The organism is Streptomyces sp. RB17 (genome assembly GCF_009604455.1).
Classification (GTDB): Bacteria; Actinomycetota; Actinomycetes; order Streptomycetales; family Streptomycetaceae; genus Streptomyces.
In genome coordinates this window covers 89,880-107,717 of sequence record NZ_WEGL01000003.1, presented here as the reverse complement: position 1 = coordinate 107,717, position 17,838 = coordinate 89,880, and the positions used below count along the sequence as shown (strand labels likewise).

The following is a 17,838-nucleotide window of genomic DNA, read 5'->3' as shown; positions in this document are numbered from 1 at the left end:
CGATGGAGGCGGTACCCGCGAGGGCACGCGGCTATGTGGCCGCTGTCGCCCTGCTGGCGCTGCTCTGCCTCCTGCCGCTGACGACGATACGCACCCCCTGGTGGGCGCTCGGCCTGCTCGCCGCGCTCTACGCCGCCTGCGAGCACGTCGTACGCCGCCGCTTCGGCGGCACGTTCTACCCCGTCCTGCTCGCCGGGGCGTTCCTGCTGCCGCCGCCGGCCGCCGCGCTGGTCCCGCTGCCCGCGGCCCTGCTCTCGCCCGCCGGGCAGGACGGGCACCGGCCCGCGCCGCTGCGGCGCGTCTGGCGGGGCGCGCGGCCCGCGCTCGCCGTGTGGGGCGCCGCCCGGGTGCACTGGGCGCTCGGCGGCCGGGACGCCGTCGTCGCCTCCGACTTCCCGTACGCGCTGCTGCCCGCCGGCGCGGCCGTCCTCGCCTTCTGCCTCGTCCTCACCGTCCTCGACGGCGGCATCCGCGCGGCCGCCCTGGGCATCCCGCTGCGCCGGGCCTGGCGCGGGCTGCTGTCCCGCTCTCTCGCGCCGGTCGCGGTGCACGGACTCGCCGGGCTGATGACGGCCGTGCTGTGGCGCAGCCCGTACGGCCCGGTCGCCGCGCTGCTCGTGCTGCTGCCGATGTGCGTGTCCTGGTGGATCTTCGCCCAGTACCACCGGGAACGCGCCGCCCACCAGGCCACCATCCGCGCCCTCGTCCAGGCCGTCGACATCAAGGACGGCTACACCCGCGGCCACAGCGAACGCGTCGGCCATGCCTCCGTGCTGATCGCCCGTGAACTCGGCATGGACGACGACCGCGTCGAGGTGCTGCGCTTCGCCGGCATCCTGCACGACGTCGGCAAGCTCGGCGTCCCGACGAGGCTGCTGCGCAAGGACGGCCCGCTGACCCCCGAGGAACGCCGGGTCATCGAACTGCATCCCGAGTACGGCCATGAGATGGTCCGCGGGATCTCCTTCCTCGGCGAGGCCCGCGCCGCGATCCTGCACCACCACGAACGCCTCGACGGCAGCGGTTACCCGTACGGCCTCGTCGGCGACCGGATCCCCGAGTGCGCCCGGGTCGTCGCCGTCGCCGACGCCTTCGACGCGATGACCTCCACCCGCTCCTACCGCCGGGCCCGGCCCGTCGAGGCGGCCGTCGCCGAGCTGCGGCGCTGCGCGGGCACGCAGTTCGACCCGCGCATGGTCGGCGCGCTCGTCCGCGCGCTGGGCCGCTACGGCTGGCACCCGACGGTCACCGCCGAGGACGCCGGGACGCGGTACGAGGGCCAGGGCCGGGCGCCGGTCATCGGGGCACCCCGGTGACGGCCCTGCGCATCGTCCACGGCGCCGCCGCGCTCACCGCGGCCGGCTCTCTCGCCGTCACCCTGTGGACCGGGCTCGACGAACGGGGTGTCGCGCTCGCCTTCGGGGTGCTCATAGCCGTCGGCGAGCTGACCCGGTGGAGCGACGCCGAGGTACGGCAGGCCGCCCCCCTCGCCACCGCCGGCTCGCTGTCGTACGCCCTGCTCGGAACCGAGGCCGGACGGCACGGGCAGCACGACGCGGCGCAGGTCGTCACCGTCGCCCTCGCGGCCGCCCTGCTCGGCACCGTCCCGCACATCTGGCACGGACACACCCCCACCCTCGACCATCTGGCCCGCCGCGTGCTCACCGTCGGCTTCGCCGCCGTCTGCTTCCAACCGCTCTACAACAAGGGCGTGTTCATCTCCTGGAGCGGCCCCGCCTACGCCCTCCTCCTCGTCGCCCTGCTCTGCCTCACCGCCCTGTGCGACGCCGTCCTGGCCGCCGCCCTCGCCCACTCCCGCACCCGCTGGCCGTTCGGTCCGCTGCTGCGCGAGGAACTGCGCGGGCTGCTCGGCATCGGCTCCGCCGTCTGCGCGACCGGCGCGGTGATCGCGCTCGGGGTCGCCGTCGCCGGGCTGTGGGCGCTGCCCGTGTTCTGCCTGCCCCTGCTGCTCACCCAGTTGTCCCTGCGCCGGTACGCGGCCGTCCGCGCCACCTACCGGCAGACCATCGCCTCCCTCGCCCGGGCCACCGAGATAGCCGGCTGCACCCCCACCGGGCACGCCCGCCGCGTGGCCGCGCTCGGCCTCGCCGTCGGCCGGGACCTCGGCCTGAGCGGGGGTGAACTGACCGTCCTGGAGTACGCGGCGCTCATGCACGACATCGGCCAGCTCAGCCTGGTCGACCCGGTCCCGGCGGGCGCCACCGCCGGACTGCCCGCCGCGGAACAGCGGCGGATCGCGCTGCTCGGCGGGGCCGTCGTACGGCAGACGGGCGTGTCCGCGGCCGTCGCCGTGATGGTGGAACGGCAGGCGGACCCCTACCGCGAACAGCCGCTCGCCGCCCGGATCATCCGGGCCGTGAACGCCTACGAGGAGAAGAGCCGCGACGCGGGCCCCGAGGGGCCCCTGCGGGCGCTGGAGGAACTGCGCCTCGGCACCGCCGGCGACTACGCTCCGGAGGTGGTGGAGTCCCTCGCCCGGGTGCTGGCCCGGCCACGGACCTGGCGGGAGAGCGCGGCGGTGGTGGGCGACGGGAGACGTACGGCACTGTCTGACCCCCCTCGCGGCTGGGTAACCCATGGGTAATGAGCGCCTTTCCCGCCGTACGTGGTTGGATGCGAGGGAGAGGGTGTCCGGGGGCACAAGCCAGCCCACTGAGCGGAACTGGAACTGGCAGGCGGGAATCGTGAGGATCTTCGGCAAGGGACGGCACCGGCCCTCCGCCTCCTGGCGGCAGGCCACGGACCGCGCGTTCACGCTGATCGGCGACGGCCGGTACGAGGACGCGGGCGAGCTGCTGACACGGGCCGCCGATCTGGAGCCCTGGCTCGCGGAGTCCTGGTTCAACCTCGCCCTGCTGCACAAGTTCCGGCACGACTGGGAGCAGGCCCGCGCGGCCGGTCTGCGGGCGGTCGCGCTGCTGGACCGGGAGGCCGGGGCGCCCGACTGGTGGAACGTCGGGATCGCCGCCACCGCCCTGCAGGACTGGTCGCTGGCCCGCCGCGCCTGGCAGGCGTACGGGCTGAAGGTGCCCGGCGGCGCCGCCGTGGCCGGGGAACCGGTCGGCATGGAGCTGGGCAGCGCGGCCGTGCGGCTCTCCCCGGAGGGCGAGGCCGAGGTCGTGTGGGGCCGCAGGCTGGATCCGGCGCGGATCGAGGTGCTGTCCATCCCGCTTCCCTCGTCCGGTCGACGCTGGGGCGAGGTCGTGCTGCACGACGGTGTCCCGCACGGCGAGCGCACGACCTCCACCGGGCACGCCTACCCGGTCTTCGACGAGATCGAGCTGTGGGCGCCCTCACCCGTTCCGACCTGGGTGGTTCTGCTGGAGGCGGCCACGGAGGCGGACCGGGACGCGCTGGAGCAGCTCGCCGCGGACGCGGGGTTCGCCGCGGAGGACTGGTCGTCGTCGGTCAGGCTGCTGTGCCGGATGTGTTCCGAGTCGCGCATGCCCTCCGACGAGGGTGAAGGGCTGCATCTGGACCCGCACGACCACAGTGAGCCGGGGCATCCCGGGCCCTTGGGCCATCGGACGGACGGGCAGCTGTGGGTGCCCGAGCGCGAGTGCGGGGTGGCCGCGCCGGCTTCGCTGGTGCGGGGGCTGCTGGACGGATGGGTTGCTGACAGCCCGGACTCGCGGGACTGGCGGGACCTCGAAGAGGTGTGCTGAGGCCGGCGGCCGGCTGCGGGTCCGTCGTGGCTGGTCGCGCCCACGCGGCGGAGCCGCATATCGGCGCAGTCCCGCGCCGCTTCAGGGCCCGTCCACGTACCCTGTATCAGCATTCACTCCCAGTTTTGCAGGAAGGCGTACGTCGGTCATGGCGCAGCAGGACACCGATCAGCAGCACGCGGGCGTGCTCCCCGTCGACGACGAGGGGTACGTCGTCGACACGGAGGGCTGCGAGGAGCGCGAGACCGCCTGGCGCGAGCGCGGCACCTCGCGGCCGATCACGGTCGTCGGCAACCCGGTGCTGCACAAGGAGTGCAAGGACGTCACCGAGTTCGGCGAGGAGCTGCAGCAGCTCGTCGCCGACATGTTCGCCAGCCAGCGCACCGCCGAGGGCGTGGGCCTGGCCGCCAACCAGATCGGTGTCGACCTGAAGGTCTTCGTCTACGACTGCCCGGACGACGAGGGCGTGCGGCACACCGGCGTGGTGTGCAACCCGAAGCTGGTGGAGCTGCCGGCCGACCGGCGCCGGCTGGACGACAGCAACGAGGGCTGCCTGTCCGTGCCGACGGCGTACGCGCCGCTCGCCCGTCCCGACTACGCCGAGGTGACCGGCCAGGACGAGCAGGGCAACCCGATCAAGGTCCGTGGCACCGGCTACTTCGCACGGTGTTTGCAGCACGAGACCGACCATCTCTACGGCTACCTGTACATCGACCGGCTGTCCAAGCGGGACCGCAAGGACGCGCTGCGACAGATGGCCGAGAACCAGCCACGTTATCCGGTGGTCGCCAACGACTAGTCGGCACCGGGGGCTTGGGGCGCCCGGCCGGGATCACTCCCGGTCGGGCGCCCTTCGCACGGGCCGGTCTCGCTCGTCCGTGCGTCGTACAACCGATCCCTTCTGTGCTCCTGGTGATCCTTAATCGGTCACACGAGGGGGGATTCTCGGCACCTTGGGGTAGTGAGTGAAGCAAATCCGTTCCCATGACGGTCAGTTGTGGTGCTGAATGTAAGTGCGGGGATACGCAACGGCGCACGCCTGGCACGACGGGAGGGGTGTGCGCTCCTGGCGGCGGAGAGGGGTTTGTACGTGCATGCTTTCCGACACGGCACCACAGCGACGCCGACGGCGGTCGTAGTACCACCCTCACTGGCACTCCCGGTGATCGAGTCCGCCTTTCCTCGGCAACTGCACCCGTATTGGCCGCGACTCCAGGAGAAGACGCGGCTGTGGCTCCTGGAAAAGCGGCTCATGCCGGCGGACAAGGTGCGGGAATATGCCGACGGACTGTGCTACACCGACCTCATGGCGGGCTACTACCTCGGTGCCCCCGACGAGGTCCTGCAGGCCATCGCCGACTACAGCGCATGGTTCTTCGTCTGGGACGACCGCCACGACCGGTACGTCGTCCACGGCCGGGCCGACGACTGGCGGCGCCTCCGGCACCGCCTTCACTCGGCCCTCGACGCACCCCGGCACCATCTGCACCACCCGGACCCGCTGGTCGCCGGGTTCGCGGACAGCGTCCTGCGGCTGTACGGCTTCCTGCCGGGCACCTGGAACCAGCGGTTCGCCCGGCACTTCCACGCGGTGATCGAGGCCTACGACCGCGAGTTCCGCAACCGTACCGAGGGATACATACCCGGCGTCGAGGAATACCTCGCCCTGCGCCGGCACACCTTCGCGCACTGGATATGGACGGACCTGCTGGAGCCGAGCGCCGGGTTCGAACTCCCGGACGCGGTAAGGGAAAACCCGGCCTATCGCCGGGCCGCGCTGCTCAGTCAGGAATTCGCCGCCTGGTACAACGACCTGTGCTCGCTGCCGAAGGAAATAGCGGGCGACGAGGTCCACAATCTCGGCATCAGTCTCATCACCCATGAAGGGCTGACACTCGAGGAATCGGTGGACGAAGTCAGGCGGCGCGTCGAGGAATGCATCAGCGAATTCCTCCAGGTCGAAAAGGACGCACTGCGGTTCGCCGACGGCCTCGACGACGGCACCGTCCGCGGAAAGGAACTGAGCGCGGCGGTACGCGCCTGCGTCGGCAATATGCGGAACTGGTTCAGCTCCGTCTACTGGTTCCACCACGAGTCCGGCCGGTACATGGTCGACACCTGGGACGACCGGTCCACGCCCCCGTACGTCACGAACGAAGCGGCAGGTGAGAAATGACCGTCGAGTCTGTGAAGCCCGTGACCCCCGAGGCCATGGGGACCACCGAACTGCGTGAACCGCCGCTGGCCGGCGGCGCGGTGCCGGGCCTCGGGCACGGCCTGAAGCTGGTCCGCGACCCACTCGCGTTCATGTCCCGGCTCCGCGACCACGGAGACGTCGTACGCCTCAAGCTGGGCCCCAAGACGGTGTACGCCGTCACCACCCCGGAACTCACCGGCGCCCTCGCGCTCAACCCCGACTTCAAGATCGACGGACCCCTGTGGGAGTCCCTCGAAGGGCTGCTCGGCAAGGAGGGAGTGGCCACCGCCAACGGCCCTCGGCACCGGCGTCAGCGGCGCACCATCCAGCCCGCGTTCCGGCTCGACGCGATCCCGGACTACGGGCCGATCATGGAGGAGGAGGCGCACGCGCTGACCGAGCGCTGGCGGCCCGGCGAGACCGTCGACTGCACCTCGGAGTCCTTCCGGGTGGCCGTCCGCATCGCCGCCCGCTGCCTGCTGCGCGGCGAGTACATGGACGAGCGCGCCGAGCGGCTCAGCGTCGACCTCGCCACCGTCTTCCGCGGCATGTACCGGCGGATGGTCGTCCCGCTCGGACCGCTGTACCGGCTGCCGTTCCCGGCCAACCGCGAATTCAACCGGGCGCTGGCCGATTTGCATCTGCTGGTCGATGAGATCGTCGCCGAGCGGAGGGCATCTGGTCAAAAGCCGGACGATTTGCTGACGGCATTGCTAGAAGCAAAGGACGACAATGGCGACCCCATCGGGGAACAGGAGATCCACGACCAGGTCGTCGCGATACTCACCCCCGGCAGCGAAACAGTGGCATCCACGATCATGTGGCTGCTGCAGGTCCTCGCGGAACACCCGGAACACGCCGAGAAGGTACGGACCGAGGTCGAATCCGTGACCGGCGGCCGACCGGTCGGATTCGAACACGTCCGCTCACTCACGCACACCAACAATGTCGTCGTCGAGGCCATGCGGCTCCGGCCGGCCGTATGGATATTGACGCGGCGCGCGGTGACCGACACGGCGCTCGGTGACTATCGCATTCCGGCCGGGGCGGACATCGTCTACAGCCCGTACGCGATCCAGCGCGACGCCCGCTCCTACGACCGCCACCTCGACTTCGATCCCGACCGGTGGCTGCCGGAACGGGCCAAGCAGGTGCCCAAGTACGCGATGAGCCCCTTCAGCGTCGGCAACCGCAAGTGCCCCAGCGACCACTTCTCCATGACCCAGCTGAGCCTGATCACGGCGGCGATCTCGGCGAAGTACCGCTTCGAGCGGGTCGCGGGGTCGAACGACACCACCCGTGTGGGCATCACGCTCCGCCCGCACGACCTGCGGCTGAGGCCGCTGCCCTGGTAGCGGTGTCCGGGCAGGAGAGCTGGTACCGGCGCGCGCTCAGGCGGCCTCAGGGCCCCGGAACGCGCGCCGGTAGGCGTTCGGGGTGGTGCCGAGCGCCCGGACGAACTGGTGCCGCAGCGCCGCCGCCGTACCGAACCCGGTGCGCCAGGCGATCGCGTCCATGGTCTCGTCGGTCCCCTCCAGCAACTCCTGTGCGCGCAGCACCCGTTGCCGCAGTATCCACCGGTAGGGAGTGGTCCCGGTCTCCTGCTGGAAGCGGCGGGCGAAGGTGCGCGGCGCCATGTGGGCACGGGCGGCGAGCTGCTCGACGGTCACCTCCTGGTCGAGGTGCTCCTCCATCCAGACCAGCACCTCGCCGACGGTGTCGCACGGGCCCTTCGGCAGCGGCCGCTCGATGTACTGAGCCTGCCCGCCGTCCCGGTGCGGCGGTACGACCATCCGGCGGGCGATCTTGTTGGCGACCTCGGGACCCTGCTCCTTGCGCACGATGTGCAGACAGGCGTCGATCCCGGCGGCGGTGCCGGCCGAGGTGATCACGGGATCCTCGTCGACGTACAGCACGTCCGGCTCCACGCTCAGCCGCGGGTACTGGCGGGCCAGCTCCTCGGCATGGTGCCAGTGCACGGCGCAGCGCCGGCCGTCCAGCAGCCCGGCGGCGGCGAGCACGAAGACGCCCGAGCAGACGCTGAGCACCCGGGCGCCGCGGTCCACCCCGCGCCGCAGGGCATCCAGCAGCTCGGGCGGGAACGCACGCGAGTCGTAGCAGGCCCCGGCCGGTACGGCGATCAGATCGGCCGCTTCCAGGCGCTCCAGGCCGTGCTCGACCTGCAGGGTGAACCCCGCGTTGGAGCGCAGCACAGGGCCCTCGGCCGAGGCGACCGCGAAGTCGTACACCGGCAGACCCTCGTCACTGCGGTCGATGCCGAAGACCTCGCAGACGACGGCCATCTCGAAGGGGTTCACGCCGTCGAGCAGTACGGCGGCCACGTTCTGCAGCATGCTGCCAGTGTGCCTCGCCGGTGGCAGTAAATCGAGGGTGTATGGCAGTCCTGCCACTCCCGGTAAGGAGCATCCGGCGCGAGAGTGGTGTCCATGAACGTGACGCAGACAGAAGGACTGCTCGGAATGATCGCCGTGATCGGGATCCTGGGCCTCCTGGTCCTCCCGGCGGTGATCGGCATCGTCCACGACAAGATCATCGACCGCCAGATCAGCAGGGCGCAGCGCGAGGAGGTGACGCAGACGAAGGAGACGAAGGAGACGAGGCGGCCGAGCCGGCCCCGCGGGCACCATGGCGCGGCCCGCCCCGTCTGAACGGCCGGTCAGAAGTCTTCGTCCAGGTCGACGGTGCCCTCGACCGCGACCTGGTACGCCGACGGGCGGCGCTCGAAGAAGTTCGTCAGTTCCTGGACGCCCTGCAGCTCCATGAAGGAGAACGGGTTCTCCGAGCCGTACACCGGGGCGAAGCCGAGGCGGGTGAGGCGCTGGTCGGCGACGCACTCCAGGTACTGCCGCATCGACTCGGTGTTCATGCCCGGCAGGCCGTCGCCGCACAGGTCGCGCGCGAACTGCAGCTCGGCCTCGACGGCCTCCCTCAGCATGTCGGTGACCTCCCGCCCCAGCTCGTCGTCGAAGAGGTCCGGCTCCTCCTTGCGGACGGTGTCGACCACGTCGAAGGCGAAGGACATGTGCATCGTCTCGTCGCGGAACACCCAGTTGGTGCCGGTCGCCAGGCCGTGCAGGAGGCCCCGGCTGCGGAACCAGTAGACGTACGCGAAGGCGCCGTAGAAGAACAGGCCCTCGATGCACGCGGCGAAGCAGATCAGGTTGAGCAGGAAGCGGCGGCGGTCGGCCTTCGTCTCCAGCCGCTCCAGCTTCTCCACCTCGTTGATCCACTTGAAGCAGAACTGCGCCTTCTCGCGGATGGACGGGATGTTCTCGACGGCCGCGAAGGCCGCCGCCCGGTCGTCCGGGTCGGGCAGGTAGGTGTCCAGCAGCGTCAGATAGAACTGGACGTGCACGGCCTCCTCGAAGAGCTGACGGCTCAGGTAGAGCCGCGCCTCGGGGGAGTTGATGTGCTTGTACAGCGTCAGCACCAGGTTGTTGGCGACGATCGAGTCACCGGTCGCGAAGAAGGCGACCAGGCGGCCGATGAGGTGCTGTTCCTCCGGCGTCAGCTTCGCGAGGTCGGCGACGTCCGAGTGGAGGTCGACCTCCTCCACATGCCAGGTGTTCTTGATGGCGTCCCGGTAGCGCTCGTAGAAGTCGGGGTAGCGCATGGGGCGCAGAGTCAGCTCGAAGCCGGGGTCGAGCAGGTTCTGGTCAGTCATGACAGTCGGCGCGAAGCGCCGTCCTCCAGGGGTGGTGGTCGGGTGGCGGGCGGGAATTACTGGCAGGCCTCGCAGGACTCGGGGTTCTCGAGGGAGCAGGCGACGGCGTCGGGGTCGGCGGCCTGCTGGACCGGGATGGGGGCCGTGGTCCGCTCCTGGCCCTGGGCCGCGCGGGCGATGCGGGTCGCCGGGCGGGAGCGCAGGTAGTACGTCGTCTTCAGCCCGGACTTCCAGGCGTACGCGTACATCGAGGAGAGCTTGCCGATGGTCGGCGTCTCCAGGAAGAGGTTCAGGGACTGGGCCTGGTCCAGGAACGGGGTACGGGCCGCCGCCATGTCGATCAGTCCGCGCTGCGGGATCTCCCACGCCGTGCGGTACAGCCGTCGTACGTCCTCGGGGATCCAGACGAAGTCCTGCACCGAGCCGTTCGCGTCGCGCAGCGCCTCGCGGGTGCGGGCGTCCCACACGCCGAGGTCCTTCAGGTCCTGCACCAGATAGGAGTTGACCTGGAGGAACTCACCGGACAGCGTCTCGCGCTTGAACAGGTTCGACACCTGCGGCTCGATGCACTCGTACACACCCGCGATGGAGGCGATGGTGGCGGTGGGCGCGATGGCGAGCAGCAGGGAGTTGCGCATGCCGACCTCGGCGACACGGCTGCGCAGGGCGGCCCAGCGCTCCGGCCAGGTCAGCTCGACGCCGTAGTGGTCGGGGTGCAGCACGCCCTGGGCCGTACGGGTCTTCTCCCAGGCCGGCAGCGGGCCGCTGCGCTCGGCGAGGTCGGCGGAGGCCTCGTACGCGGCGAGCATGATCCGCTCGGCGATCCGGGTGGACAGGGCCTTGGCCTCCGGCGAGTCGAAGGGCAGGCGCAGCTTGAAGAAGACGTCCTGCAGACCCATCGCGCCGAGGCCGACGGGACGCCACTTGGCGTTCGACCGCCCCGCCTGCTCGGTGGGGTAGAAGTTGATGTCGACCACGCGGTCCAGGAAGGTGACGGCGGTGCGGACGGTCTCGTCCAGCCGCCGCCAGTCGAGGTCAGCGGTCGTCGTGTCGACAAAGGCACCCAGATTGACGGACCCCAGGTTGCACACCGCCGTCTCCCCGTCGTCCGTGACCTCCAGGATCTCCGTGCAGAGGTTGGAGGAGTGGACGACGTGCCCCGGCAGGGCCGTCTGGTTGGCGGTGCGGTTGGCCGCGTCCTTGAAGGTCATCCAGCCGTTGCCGGTCTGCGCGAGGGTGCGCATCATCCGGCCGTACAGCTCACGGGCCGGCATGGTCTTCTTCGCCAGGCCCGCCTGCTCGGCCTTGCGGTAGGCGGCGTCGAACTCCTCGCCCCACAGGTCCACCAGGTCCGGCACGTCCGCCGGGGAGAACAGCGACCACTGCCCGTCGGCGTCGACCCGGCGCATGAACTCGTCCGGGACCCAGTGCGCGAGGTTCAGGTTGTGCGTACGGCGGGCGTCCTCACCGGTGTTGTCCCGCAGCTCCAGGAACTCCTCGATGTCGGAGTGCCAGGTCTCCAGGTAGACGGCCGCGGCACCCTTGCGCCGGCCGCCCTGGTTCACGGCCGCCACCGAGGCGTCCAGGGTCTTCAGGAACGGCACGATGCCGTTGGAGTGCCCGTTGGTGCCCCGGATCAGCGAACCGCGGCTGCGGATGCGGGAGTACGACAGACCGATGCCGCCGGCGTGCTTGGAGAGCCGGGCCACCTGGTGGTAGCGCTCGTAGATGGAGTCGAGCTCGTCCTTCGGGGAGTCGAGGAGGTAGCAGGACGACATCTGGGGGTGCCGGGTGCCGGAGTTGAAGAGCGTGGGGGAGGAGGGGAGGTAGTCGAGGCGGCTCATGAGCCCGTAGAGCGAGGCCACTTCGTCCACGGAACGGGTCGTGTCGTCCTCGGCCAGGCCGCTCGCGACCCGCAGCATGAAGTGCTGGGGCGTCTCGATGACCTTGCGGGTGATCGGGTGCCGGAGGAGATAGCGGCTGTGCAGAGTCCGCAGCCCGAAGTAGCCGAAGCGGTCGTCGGCCCGGCGGTCGATCAGCGCGTCGAGCCGCTCGGCGTGCAGCCGGACGAAGTCGGCGGTGCGGTCGGCGATGAGCCCCTCGCGGTGCCCCACGGCCACGGACCCGGTGAAGGACGTCACGCCCTGCGAGGCGGCCTCGGCGCGGATGGAGAGCGTCAGCAGCCGGGCGGCCAGCCGGGAGTAGGCGGGGTCCTCGGAGATGAGCCCGGCGGCGGCCTCCGTGGCCAGCTCGCGCAACTCCGCCTCGTCGGCGCGCGCAGACCGGCCGCGCAGCGCGGCGGCGGCGACCCGGCCGGGGTCGGCGTCGGGGAGGTCGGCGGTCAGCTCGGTCAGGGTCCGCAGCAGCGCGGTACCGGGACCGTCGGTCTGCGGATCTGTGGCCGAAGTGCCGCTGACTGAAGCCGGATCTGCTGGCGCGATGGTCACGTGGGGCTCTCCCTCGCTCGGCACGGGGGCCTTGCGGAGGGCAGGGGCAGCCACGAGCGCACACGGCGTCGCGTCCACCGGCCCACTCCACGAGGCCCGGACGTCTGAAGGTCACCCGGACCGGACGGCCGGGTGCGCTGCCGACAGGTCCTCGGACTGACTCCTGAGCGCAGACACGCACAAGTACACCGTTGCGGGACAGTTCCGGATTCGCACCGGATTCCCCTGCGGCGACAGCGAGCATGAGCATACATCTAGTGCCGGGCTGTCGTGTCACCCCCAGATGTTGTGTCGTGACGGTGTCAGAGCGTCAACTGGTAGGTGAGCAGAGTGATGTCGTCCAGCTCGGGCAGCGGATTCCAGTCCCGCTCGGGCGTGCGGACGAAACCCAGCCGTTCGTAGATGCGGTGGGCGGCGTGCATGGTGCGCTGGGTGGACAGGACGACGGCTCGGCAGCCCTCGATGGCCCGTGCGCGGTCGACGCAGGCCCGGACGAGGGCCTCGCCCGCGCCCTGGCCACGGCCGGCCCGGGCGACGGCCAGCATGCGGATCTCGGCCTCTTCGGGGCGGGCGATGTCGGCCATGGGGCCGGGGGACGGTACGAAGGTGACTCCGCCGAGGAGGGTGTCGTTCCGTGCGGCCACGAGTACGTCGGCCGCGGCCGCTCTCTTGCCGACGTTGCGCAGCTCGTCGAGGTAGGCGTCGCTCTCCCCGAAGTCGAGGAGGCCGTCCTGGAGGTAGGCCTGGGCGGTGATCTCGCCGAGGGGGCCGTACTCGTCGGGGGTGGCGTGCCGGATCACGATGTCCATGGCACCGAGTCTGCCGGACGGGTACGACGACGGGCCGCCGGAATTCCCTCCGACGGCCCGTCGTACGACAGCTGTTCAGTGACCGGCGCCCGCGGTGGCCGGCGGGAGCTCCACCTGGACCCCGGGGTCTCCCGCGTCCGCCGTGTAGTCCTCCGGCCTGGTCTCGTCGACGCCCTCGGGGGCCTTCAGGGCCTTGAGGACGAAGGTGAGGACCACGGTGACCACGACGTTGAGGACGAAGGCCGTGAGACCGATGTAGCCGATCTCGCCTATGCCGGGGATGTCCTTCGCCGAGCCGCCGAAGTGCTTCTGGGTCGGGGAGGCGACGCCGTACGCGGCGACCGTGCCGTACACCATGCCGACCGCCCAGCCGGCGAGCAGCGCCCAGCGGTGGAACCAGCGGGTGAACAGGCCGCCGACCAGGGCCGGGAAGGTCTGCAGGATCCAGATGCCGCCCAGCAGCTGGAAGTTGATCGCGACGGTCTTGTCCATGGTGAGGACGAAGACCAGCGCGCCGACCTTCACCAGCAGCGACACGAACTTGGAGACCTGGGCCTCCTGCTTCGGCGTCGCGTCCGGCTTGATGAAGTCCCGGTAGATGTTGCGGGTGAAGAGGTTCGCCGCCGCGATGGACATGATCGCCGCCGGGACCAGCGCGCCGATGCCGATCGCCGCGAACGCCACGCCCGCGAACCAGTCCGGGAACATGTCCTCGAACAGCTGCGGGATGGCCAGCTGGCCGTTGGTGACCTTGACCCCGGCCGCGATCGCCATGAAGCCCAGCAGGGCCAGCAGGCCGAGCATCAGGGAGTACAGCGGCAGGATCGTGGTGTTGCGGCGGATCACGTCACGGCTCTTGGAGGACAGGGTCGCGGTGATCGAGTGCGGGTACATGAAGAGCGCGAGTGCGGAGCCCAGGGCCAGGGTGGCGTAGGTCCACTGACCGGCCTCCGGAGGCGCGAGCGCGCCGCGCGGCTTGCCGGTCGCCGGGCTGATCTGGCTGAACGCGTGGCCCGCCTTGGCGAAGATGTCGTCGAAGCCGCCCAGCTTGATCGGGATGTAGATGATCGCCACCGCGATGACGATGTAGATCAGCGCGTCCTTCACGAAGGCGATCAGGGCGGGGGCGCGCAGGCCCGAGGAGTAGGTGTACGCCGCCAGCACGCCGAAGGCGATCAGCAGGGGCAGGTCCCGCACGAACCAGTTGCTGCTGCTGTCCCCGCCGACGCCCATCACGTCCAGCACCGCCTGGATGCCGACGAGCTGGAGCGCGATGTACGGCATCGTCGCCAGGATGCCGGTCAGCGCCACCGCCAGCGACAGTCCCTTGGAGCCGAAGCGGCCCCGCACGAAGTCGGAGGTGGTGACGTACCCATGGCGGTGCGAGACCGACCACAGGCGCGGCAGGAAGGTGAAGATCAGCGGGTAGACCAGGATCGTGTACGGCACCGCGAAGAAGCCGGACGCGCCCGCCGCGTAGATCGCCGCCGGTACGGCGACGAAGGTGTACGCCGTGTACAGGTCGCCGCCGAGCAGGAACCAGGTGATCCAGGTGCCGAACGACCGTCCGCCCAGGCCCCATTCGTCCAGGGAGTGCTCGTTCTCGGCCCTGCGCCAGCGGGCGGCGAGGAAGCCCAGGACCGTGACGGCCAGGAAGAAGAAGATGAAGACGCCGAGCGCGACGCCGTTGACGCCGTTCTTCACTTGGCCTCACCGCCCTGCTGCGCGGCGCGGCCGCGCTGGTCGCGCTGCCACAGCTTGTACGCGGTCATCGTGAGCGCGGTGGAGATCAGCACCCACAGCATCTGGTACCAGTAGAAGAACGGGATCCCGACGAAGGCGGGGTCCGTCTTCGCGTAGGAGCCGACCCAGAGCATCGCCACGAAGGGTGCGACGAGACACAGACCGATGATCACGCGGACCGGTGTCACCACCGGTGGTCTCACTTCAGGCGTTTCGGACATGTCACGGCTCCGTCCCCTCGCTGATGACCTGTGTAATGCGCAGGCAATGTAGGTGACGGGGTCGTGGAAGCGGAAGACCTTGTCCGGATCTCGGTATATCGATTCAGCGACGGTCCGCGGGGTCCTGCTCGGCGGGCCGCTTCAGCCGCGCGACGCTGCATTGCCCCGGGGGATAACCCCCGGACCCCCAGCCGACCTCGCTCTCGGGCGGTTTCACTCGGCGGGCCGCTTCAGCCGCGCGACGCTGCATTGCCCGGGGGATAACCCCCGGACCCCCAGCCGACCTCGCTCTCGGGCGGTTTCACTCGGCGGGCCGCTTCAGCCGCGCGACGAACTTGTAGCGGTCGCCCCGGTAGACCGAGCGCACCCACTCCACCGGCTTGCCCTCGTGGTCCAGGGAGTGGCGGGAGAGCATCAGCATCGGCAGGCCCACATCGGTACCGAGCAGGCCCGCCTCGCGCGGGGTGGCCAGCGAGGTCTCGATGGTCTCCTCGGCCTCGGCGAGGTGGACGTCGTAGACCTCGGCGAGGGCGGTGTAGAGGGACGTGTACTTCACCAGGGAGCGGCGCAGGGCCGGGAAGCGCTTGGCGCTCAGGTGGGTGGTCTCGATGGCCATCGGCTCACCGTTGGCCATGCGCAGCCGCTCGATGCGCAGCACGCGGCCGCCGGCGGTGATGTCGAGCAGCCCGGCGAGCCGGTCGTCGGCGGTGACGTACCCGATGTCCAGCAGCTGCGAGGTCGGCTCCAGGCCCTGGGCGCGCATGTCCTCGGTGTAGGAGGTGAGCTGGAGCGCCTGGGAGACCTTGGGCTTGGCGACGAACGTGCCCTTGCCCTGGATGCGCTCCAGGCGCCCCTCGACCACCAGTTCCTGCAGGGCCTGGCGGACGGTGGTGCGGGAGGTGTCGAACTCGGCCGCCAGCGTGCGCTCGGGCGGGACCGGCGTGCCCGGCGCCTGGGTCTCCGTCATGTCGAGCAGGTGCTTCTTCAGGCGGTAGTACTTGGGCACGCGCGCCGTACGGACGGTCGTCCCGGCCTCGTTCTCCGCACTGCTGACGTCGGTGCTCATGCTCTGCCTTCCCGGCTCCGGATGCCGAAAGCGACCGACATCCCATCGGCCACGGCTCACATCGTGGCACGGGTTCCTCTGTCAGGGCTCCACCCGCACGCTCCGTGATCTCCTCTATATACAGTGGCGACCGAGGCTGGTCTAGTCCAACGGGCGGCGATCGGGCGTCAGATCCCCTGCCAGTCCGGCTTGCCCGCGTAGGTGTGCCGGAAGTAGTCGGCCAGCTTCAGCTTGGACGCGGCCGCCTCGTCGACGACCACCGTGGCGTGCGGGTGCAGCTGGAGCGCGGAGGCCGGGCAGACGGCCGCGACCGGGCCCTCGACCGTCGCGGCGACCGCGTCCGCCTTGCCCTCGCCGGTCGCCAGCAGCACCAGGTGCCGGGCCTCCAGGATGGTGCCGATGCCCTGGGTGATCACGTGGTGCGGCACCTGCTCGATGTCGCCGTCGAAGAAACGGGCGTTGTCGACACGGGTCTGCTCGGTCAGCGTCTTGATCCGGGTGCGGGAGGCGAGGGACGAGCAGGGCTCGTTGAAGCCGATGTGCCCGTCGGTGCCGATGCCCAGCAACTGCAGGTCGACCCCGCCCGCCTCGGCGAGCGCGCGGTCGTACGCCGCGCAGGCCGCCCGGATGTCCTCGGCCGTGCCGTCGGGCCCGAGGAACTTGTCCATGCCGATGCCGAGCGGTTCCAGGACCTCCCGGCGCAGCACCGAGCGGTAGGACTCGGGGTGGTCGGCGGGCAGTCCCACGTACTCGTCGAGCTGGGCGATGCGCGCCCGCGCGGTGTCCACGGCGCCGGAGCGCACCTTCGCGGTCAGCGCCTGGTAGATGGGCAGCGGGGTGGAGCCGGTGGCCACGCCGAGCAGGGCGTCGGGCTTGCGTCGCAGCAGCTGTGCCATGGCCTCGGCGATGAGCTCGCCGCCCGCCGCGGCGTCCGGAACGATGACAACTTCCACGCTGGGCCTGCCGTTCTGAAGTGGGCTCTGGACGTCTCTATGTGGTTTAGACCAATCTAACAGAACCGGGCTCCCGGGATGGGCTTCCGCATTTCTCTAAGGCCCGCTATAAAATGCCTTCCATGGTGACCTCCAGAACGCGCGGCCGACCCCGCTCCTTCGATCGTGCCACCGCCCTGGAGAAGGCGCTCATGGCCTTCTGGGAGCACGGCTACGAGGCCACCTCGGTCGCCGACCTCACCCGGATCATGGGCATCGGCGCGCCGAGCCTGTACGCGGCCTTCGGTGACAAGCGGACGCTGTTCGAGGAGGTCGTGCGGCTCTACACCGACACCTACGGCGCCTTCGGCGAGCGCGCCCTCGCCGAGGAGCCCACCGCCCGCGCGGCCGTCGAGCGCACGCTGCGCGAGGCCGCCGCCGAGTACACCGACCCCGCCCATCCCTACGGCTGCCTGGTCGTGCACGCCGCCACCAACTGCACCAGCCCCGAGGTGGAACGGCTGCTGCGGGAGCGGCGCAACGCGGGCATCGCCGCCCTCGAGTCCCGGATCCGGGCGGACGTCGCGGCGGGGCGGCTCCCGGCCGGCACCGGCGCCGCCGCCCTCGCCCGGCACGCCGGCGCCATGATCCAGGGCATGTCCCAGCAGGCCCGCGACGGAGCGAGCCGCGGTGAACTGGAGGCGCTCGCGGAAATTGCCCTGTCCATCTGGCCCCAAGGGTGAGCCGGGCGGGCTAGGCTGCGTGGCATCGGGTGCCATCAGTCGTGCATGCCGACAAGACCATGGACACATCCTTGTGGTCTAGTCCACAATCGACGCGAGCGTATCTGCGTGCACAAGCCTCCGTCTTCCCCGCACAGGAAGGCGGATCGAGGATCCGGAGCTCTCTGCCCTGACTGCCCCGGCTCCTCGACCTTCGGCCGACCGGGACCGCACACCCCACGGCCGATGATGCTCCGGGCTGCGGTGCCGGGAGGGTTGAGGGTCCCTTCCAGGCGCCGCGGCCCGCGGGTGTTTCCGTGGTCGGTCGCA

The 17,838-nt window shown here is 70.5% G+C and carries 16 protein-coding genes and 1 riboswitch; of the genes, 8 read left to right on the top strand and 8 right to left on the bottom strand.

The window, feature by feature from the left end; all coding sequences use genetic code 11:
* Positions 1 to 2 precede the first annotated feature (2 nt).
* The 6 genes from SRB17_RS14125 to SRB17_RS14100 all read left to right on the top strand — a co-directional run bounded on the left by SRB17_RS14125 (position 3) and on the right by SRB17_RS14100 (position 7,238).
* Positions 3 to 1,316: an HD-GYP domain-containing protein gene (locus SRB17_RS14125; RefSeq protein ID WP_153538553.1), complete on the top strand. Its 1,314-nt coding sequence runs from the start codon at positions 3 to 5 to the stop codon at positions 1,314 to 1,316.
* The gene (locus SRB17_RS14120) at positions 1,313 to 2,605 is read left to right on the top strand and encodes a metal-dependent phosphohydrolase (RefSeq protein WP_323375492.1); all 1,293 of its coding nucleotides are present in this window, start codon (positions 1,313 to 1,315) and stop codon (positions 2,603 to 2,605) included. The genes SRB17_RS14125 and SRB17_RS14120 overlap by 4 nt, the downstream gene beginning before the upstream one ends.
* 100 nt (positions 2,606 to 2,705) lie before the next feature.
* Entirely contained in the window at positions 2,706 to 3,686 is a 981-nt protein-coding gene (locus SRB17_RS14115) for a tetratricopeptide repeat protein (protein WP_323375490.1), read from the top strand.
* Between the two features lie 148 nt (positions 3,687 to 3,834).
* Complete coding sequence (gene def / locus SRB17_RS14110) at positions 3,835 to 4,485, top strand: peptide deformylase (protein WP_153538549.1); 651 nt, start codon at positions 3,835 to 3,837, stop codon at positions 4,483 to 4,485.
* 291 nt (positions 4,486 to 4,776) lie between these two features.
* Positions 4,777 to 5,862, top strand: a complete 1,086-nt coding sequence (gene cyc1, locus SRB17_RS14105) for an epi-isozizaene synthase (RefSeq protein ID WP_323375489.1) — start codon at positions 4,777 to 4,779, stop codon at positions 5,860 to 5,862.
* Positions 5,859 to 7,238: a cytochrome P450 gene (locus SRB17_RS14100; protein ID WP_153538547.1), complete on the top strand. Its 1,380-nt coding sequence runs from the start codon at positions 5,859 to 5,861 to the stop codon at positions 7,236 to 7,238. The genes cyc1 and SRB17_RS14100 overlap by 4 nt, the downstream gene beginning before the upstream one ends.
* A gap of 36 nt (positions 7,239 to 7,274) precedes the next feature.
* Here SRB17_RS14100 and SRB17_RS14095 read toward each other — a convergent pair whose 3' ends face one another.
* Positions 7,275 to 8,237, bottom strand: coding sequence for a GlxA family transcriptional regulator (locus SRB17_RS14095; RefSeq protein WP_153538545.1), 963 nt, complete (start codon positions 8,235 to 8,237; stop codon positions 7,275 to 7,277).
* 93 nt (positions 8,238 to 8,330) lie between these two features.
* Between SRB17_RS14095 and SRB17_RS14090 the strand changes: the two genes are divergently transcribed.
* Positions 8,331 to 8,552: a hypothetical protein gene (locus tag SRB17_RS14090; RefSeq protein WP_228396068.1), complete on the top strand. Its 222-nt coding sequence runs from the start codon at positions 8,331 to 8,333 to the stop codon at positions 8,550 to 8,552.
* Positions 8,553 to 8,560: 8 nt separating this feature from the next.
* Here the strand turns inward: SRB17_RS14090 and SRB17_RS14085 are convergent, their stop codons facing one another.
* From SRB17_RS14085 to nagB, 7 genes are all read right to left on the bottom strand, one after another.
* Positions 8,561 to 9,568, bottom strand: a complete 1,008-nt coding sequence (locus SRB17_RS14085) for a ribonucleotide-diphosphate reductase subunit beta (RefSeq protein ID WP_153538543.1) — start codon at positions 9,566 to 9,568, stop codon at positions 8,561 to 8,563.
* 56 nt (positions 9,569 to 9,624) lie between these two features.
* Positions 9,625 to 12,015 (bottom strand): ribonucleoside-diphosphate reductase subunit alpha, encoded by a 2,391-nt coding sequence (locus SRB17_RS14080; RefSeq protein WP_323375487.1) that lies wholly within the window; start codon positions 12,013 to 12,015, stop codon positions 9,625 to 9,627.
* A 124-nt stretch (positions 12,016 to 12,139) separates the two neighbouring features.
* Positions 12,140 to 12,278, bottom strand: a riboswitch (cobalamin riboswitch).
* 39 nt (positions 12,279 to 12,317) lie between these two features.
* Entirely contained in the window at positions 12,318 to 12,824 is a 507-nt protein-coding gene (locus tag SRB17_RS14075; protein WP_153538541.1) for a GNAT family N-acetyltransferase, read from the bottom strand.
* Positions 12,825 to 12,899: 75 nt separating this feature from the next.
* Positions 12,900 to 14,528: a monocarboxylate uptake permease MctP gene (gene mctP / locus SRB17_RS14070; RefSeq protein WP_323375486.1), complete on the bottom strand. Its 1,629-nt coding sequence runs from the start codon at positions 14,526 to 14,528 to the stop codon at positions 12,900 to 12,902.
* On the bottom strand, positions 14,525 to 14,788 hold the full coding sequence (locus tag SRB17_RS14065; RefSeq protein ID WP_153538539.1) for a DUF3311 domain-containing protein: 264 nt from the start codon (positions 14,786 to 14,788) through the stop codon (positions 14,525 to 14,527). The genes mctP and SRB17_RS14065 overlap by 4 nt, the downstream gene beginning before the upstream one ends.
* Before the next feature lie 301 nt (positions 14,789 to 15,089).
* On the bottom strand, positions 15,090 to 15,854 hold the full coding sequence (locus SRB17_RS14060; RefSeq protein WP_153538537.1) for a GntR family transcriptional regulator: 765 nt from the start codon (positions 15,852 to 15,854) through the stop codon (positions 15,090 to 15,092).
* 167 nt (positions 15,855 to 16,021) lie between these two features.
* Positions 16,022 to 16,807 carry a glucosamine-6-phosphate deaminase gene (gene nagB, locus SRB17_RS14055; protein ID WP_323375484.1) on the bottom strand — a complete coding sequence of 262 codons (786 nt, stop codon included), beginning with the start codon at positions 16,805 to 16,807 and terminating at the stop codon, positions 16,022 to 16,024.
* A gap of 122 nt (positions 16,808 to 16,929) precedes the next feature.
* On the opposite strand from nagB, the gene SRB17_RS14050 reads away from it, so the two are divergent.
* Positions 16,930 to 17,529: a TetR/AcrR family transcriptional regulator gene (locus SRB17_RS14050; protein ID WP_194294005.1), complete on the top strand. Its 600-nt coding sequence runs from the start codon at positions 16,930 to 16,932 to the stop codon at positions 17,527 to 17,529.
* The last annotated feature ends 309 nt before the right edge of the window (positions 17,530 to 17,838 follow it).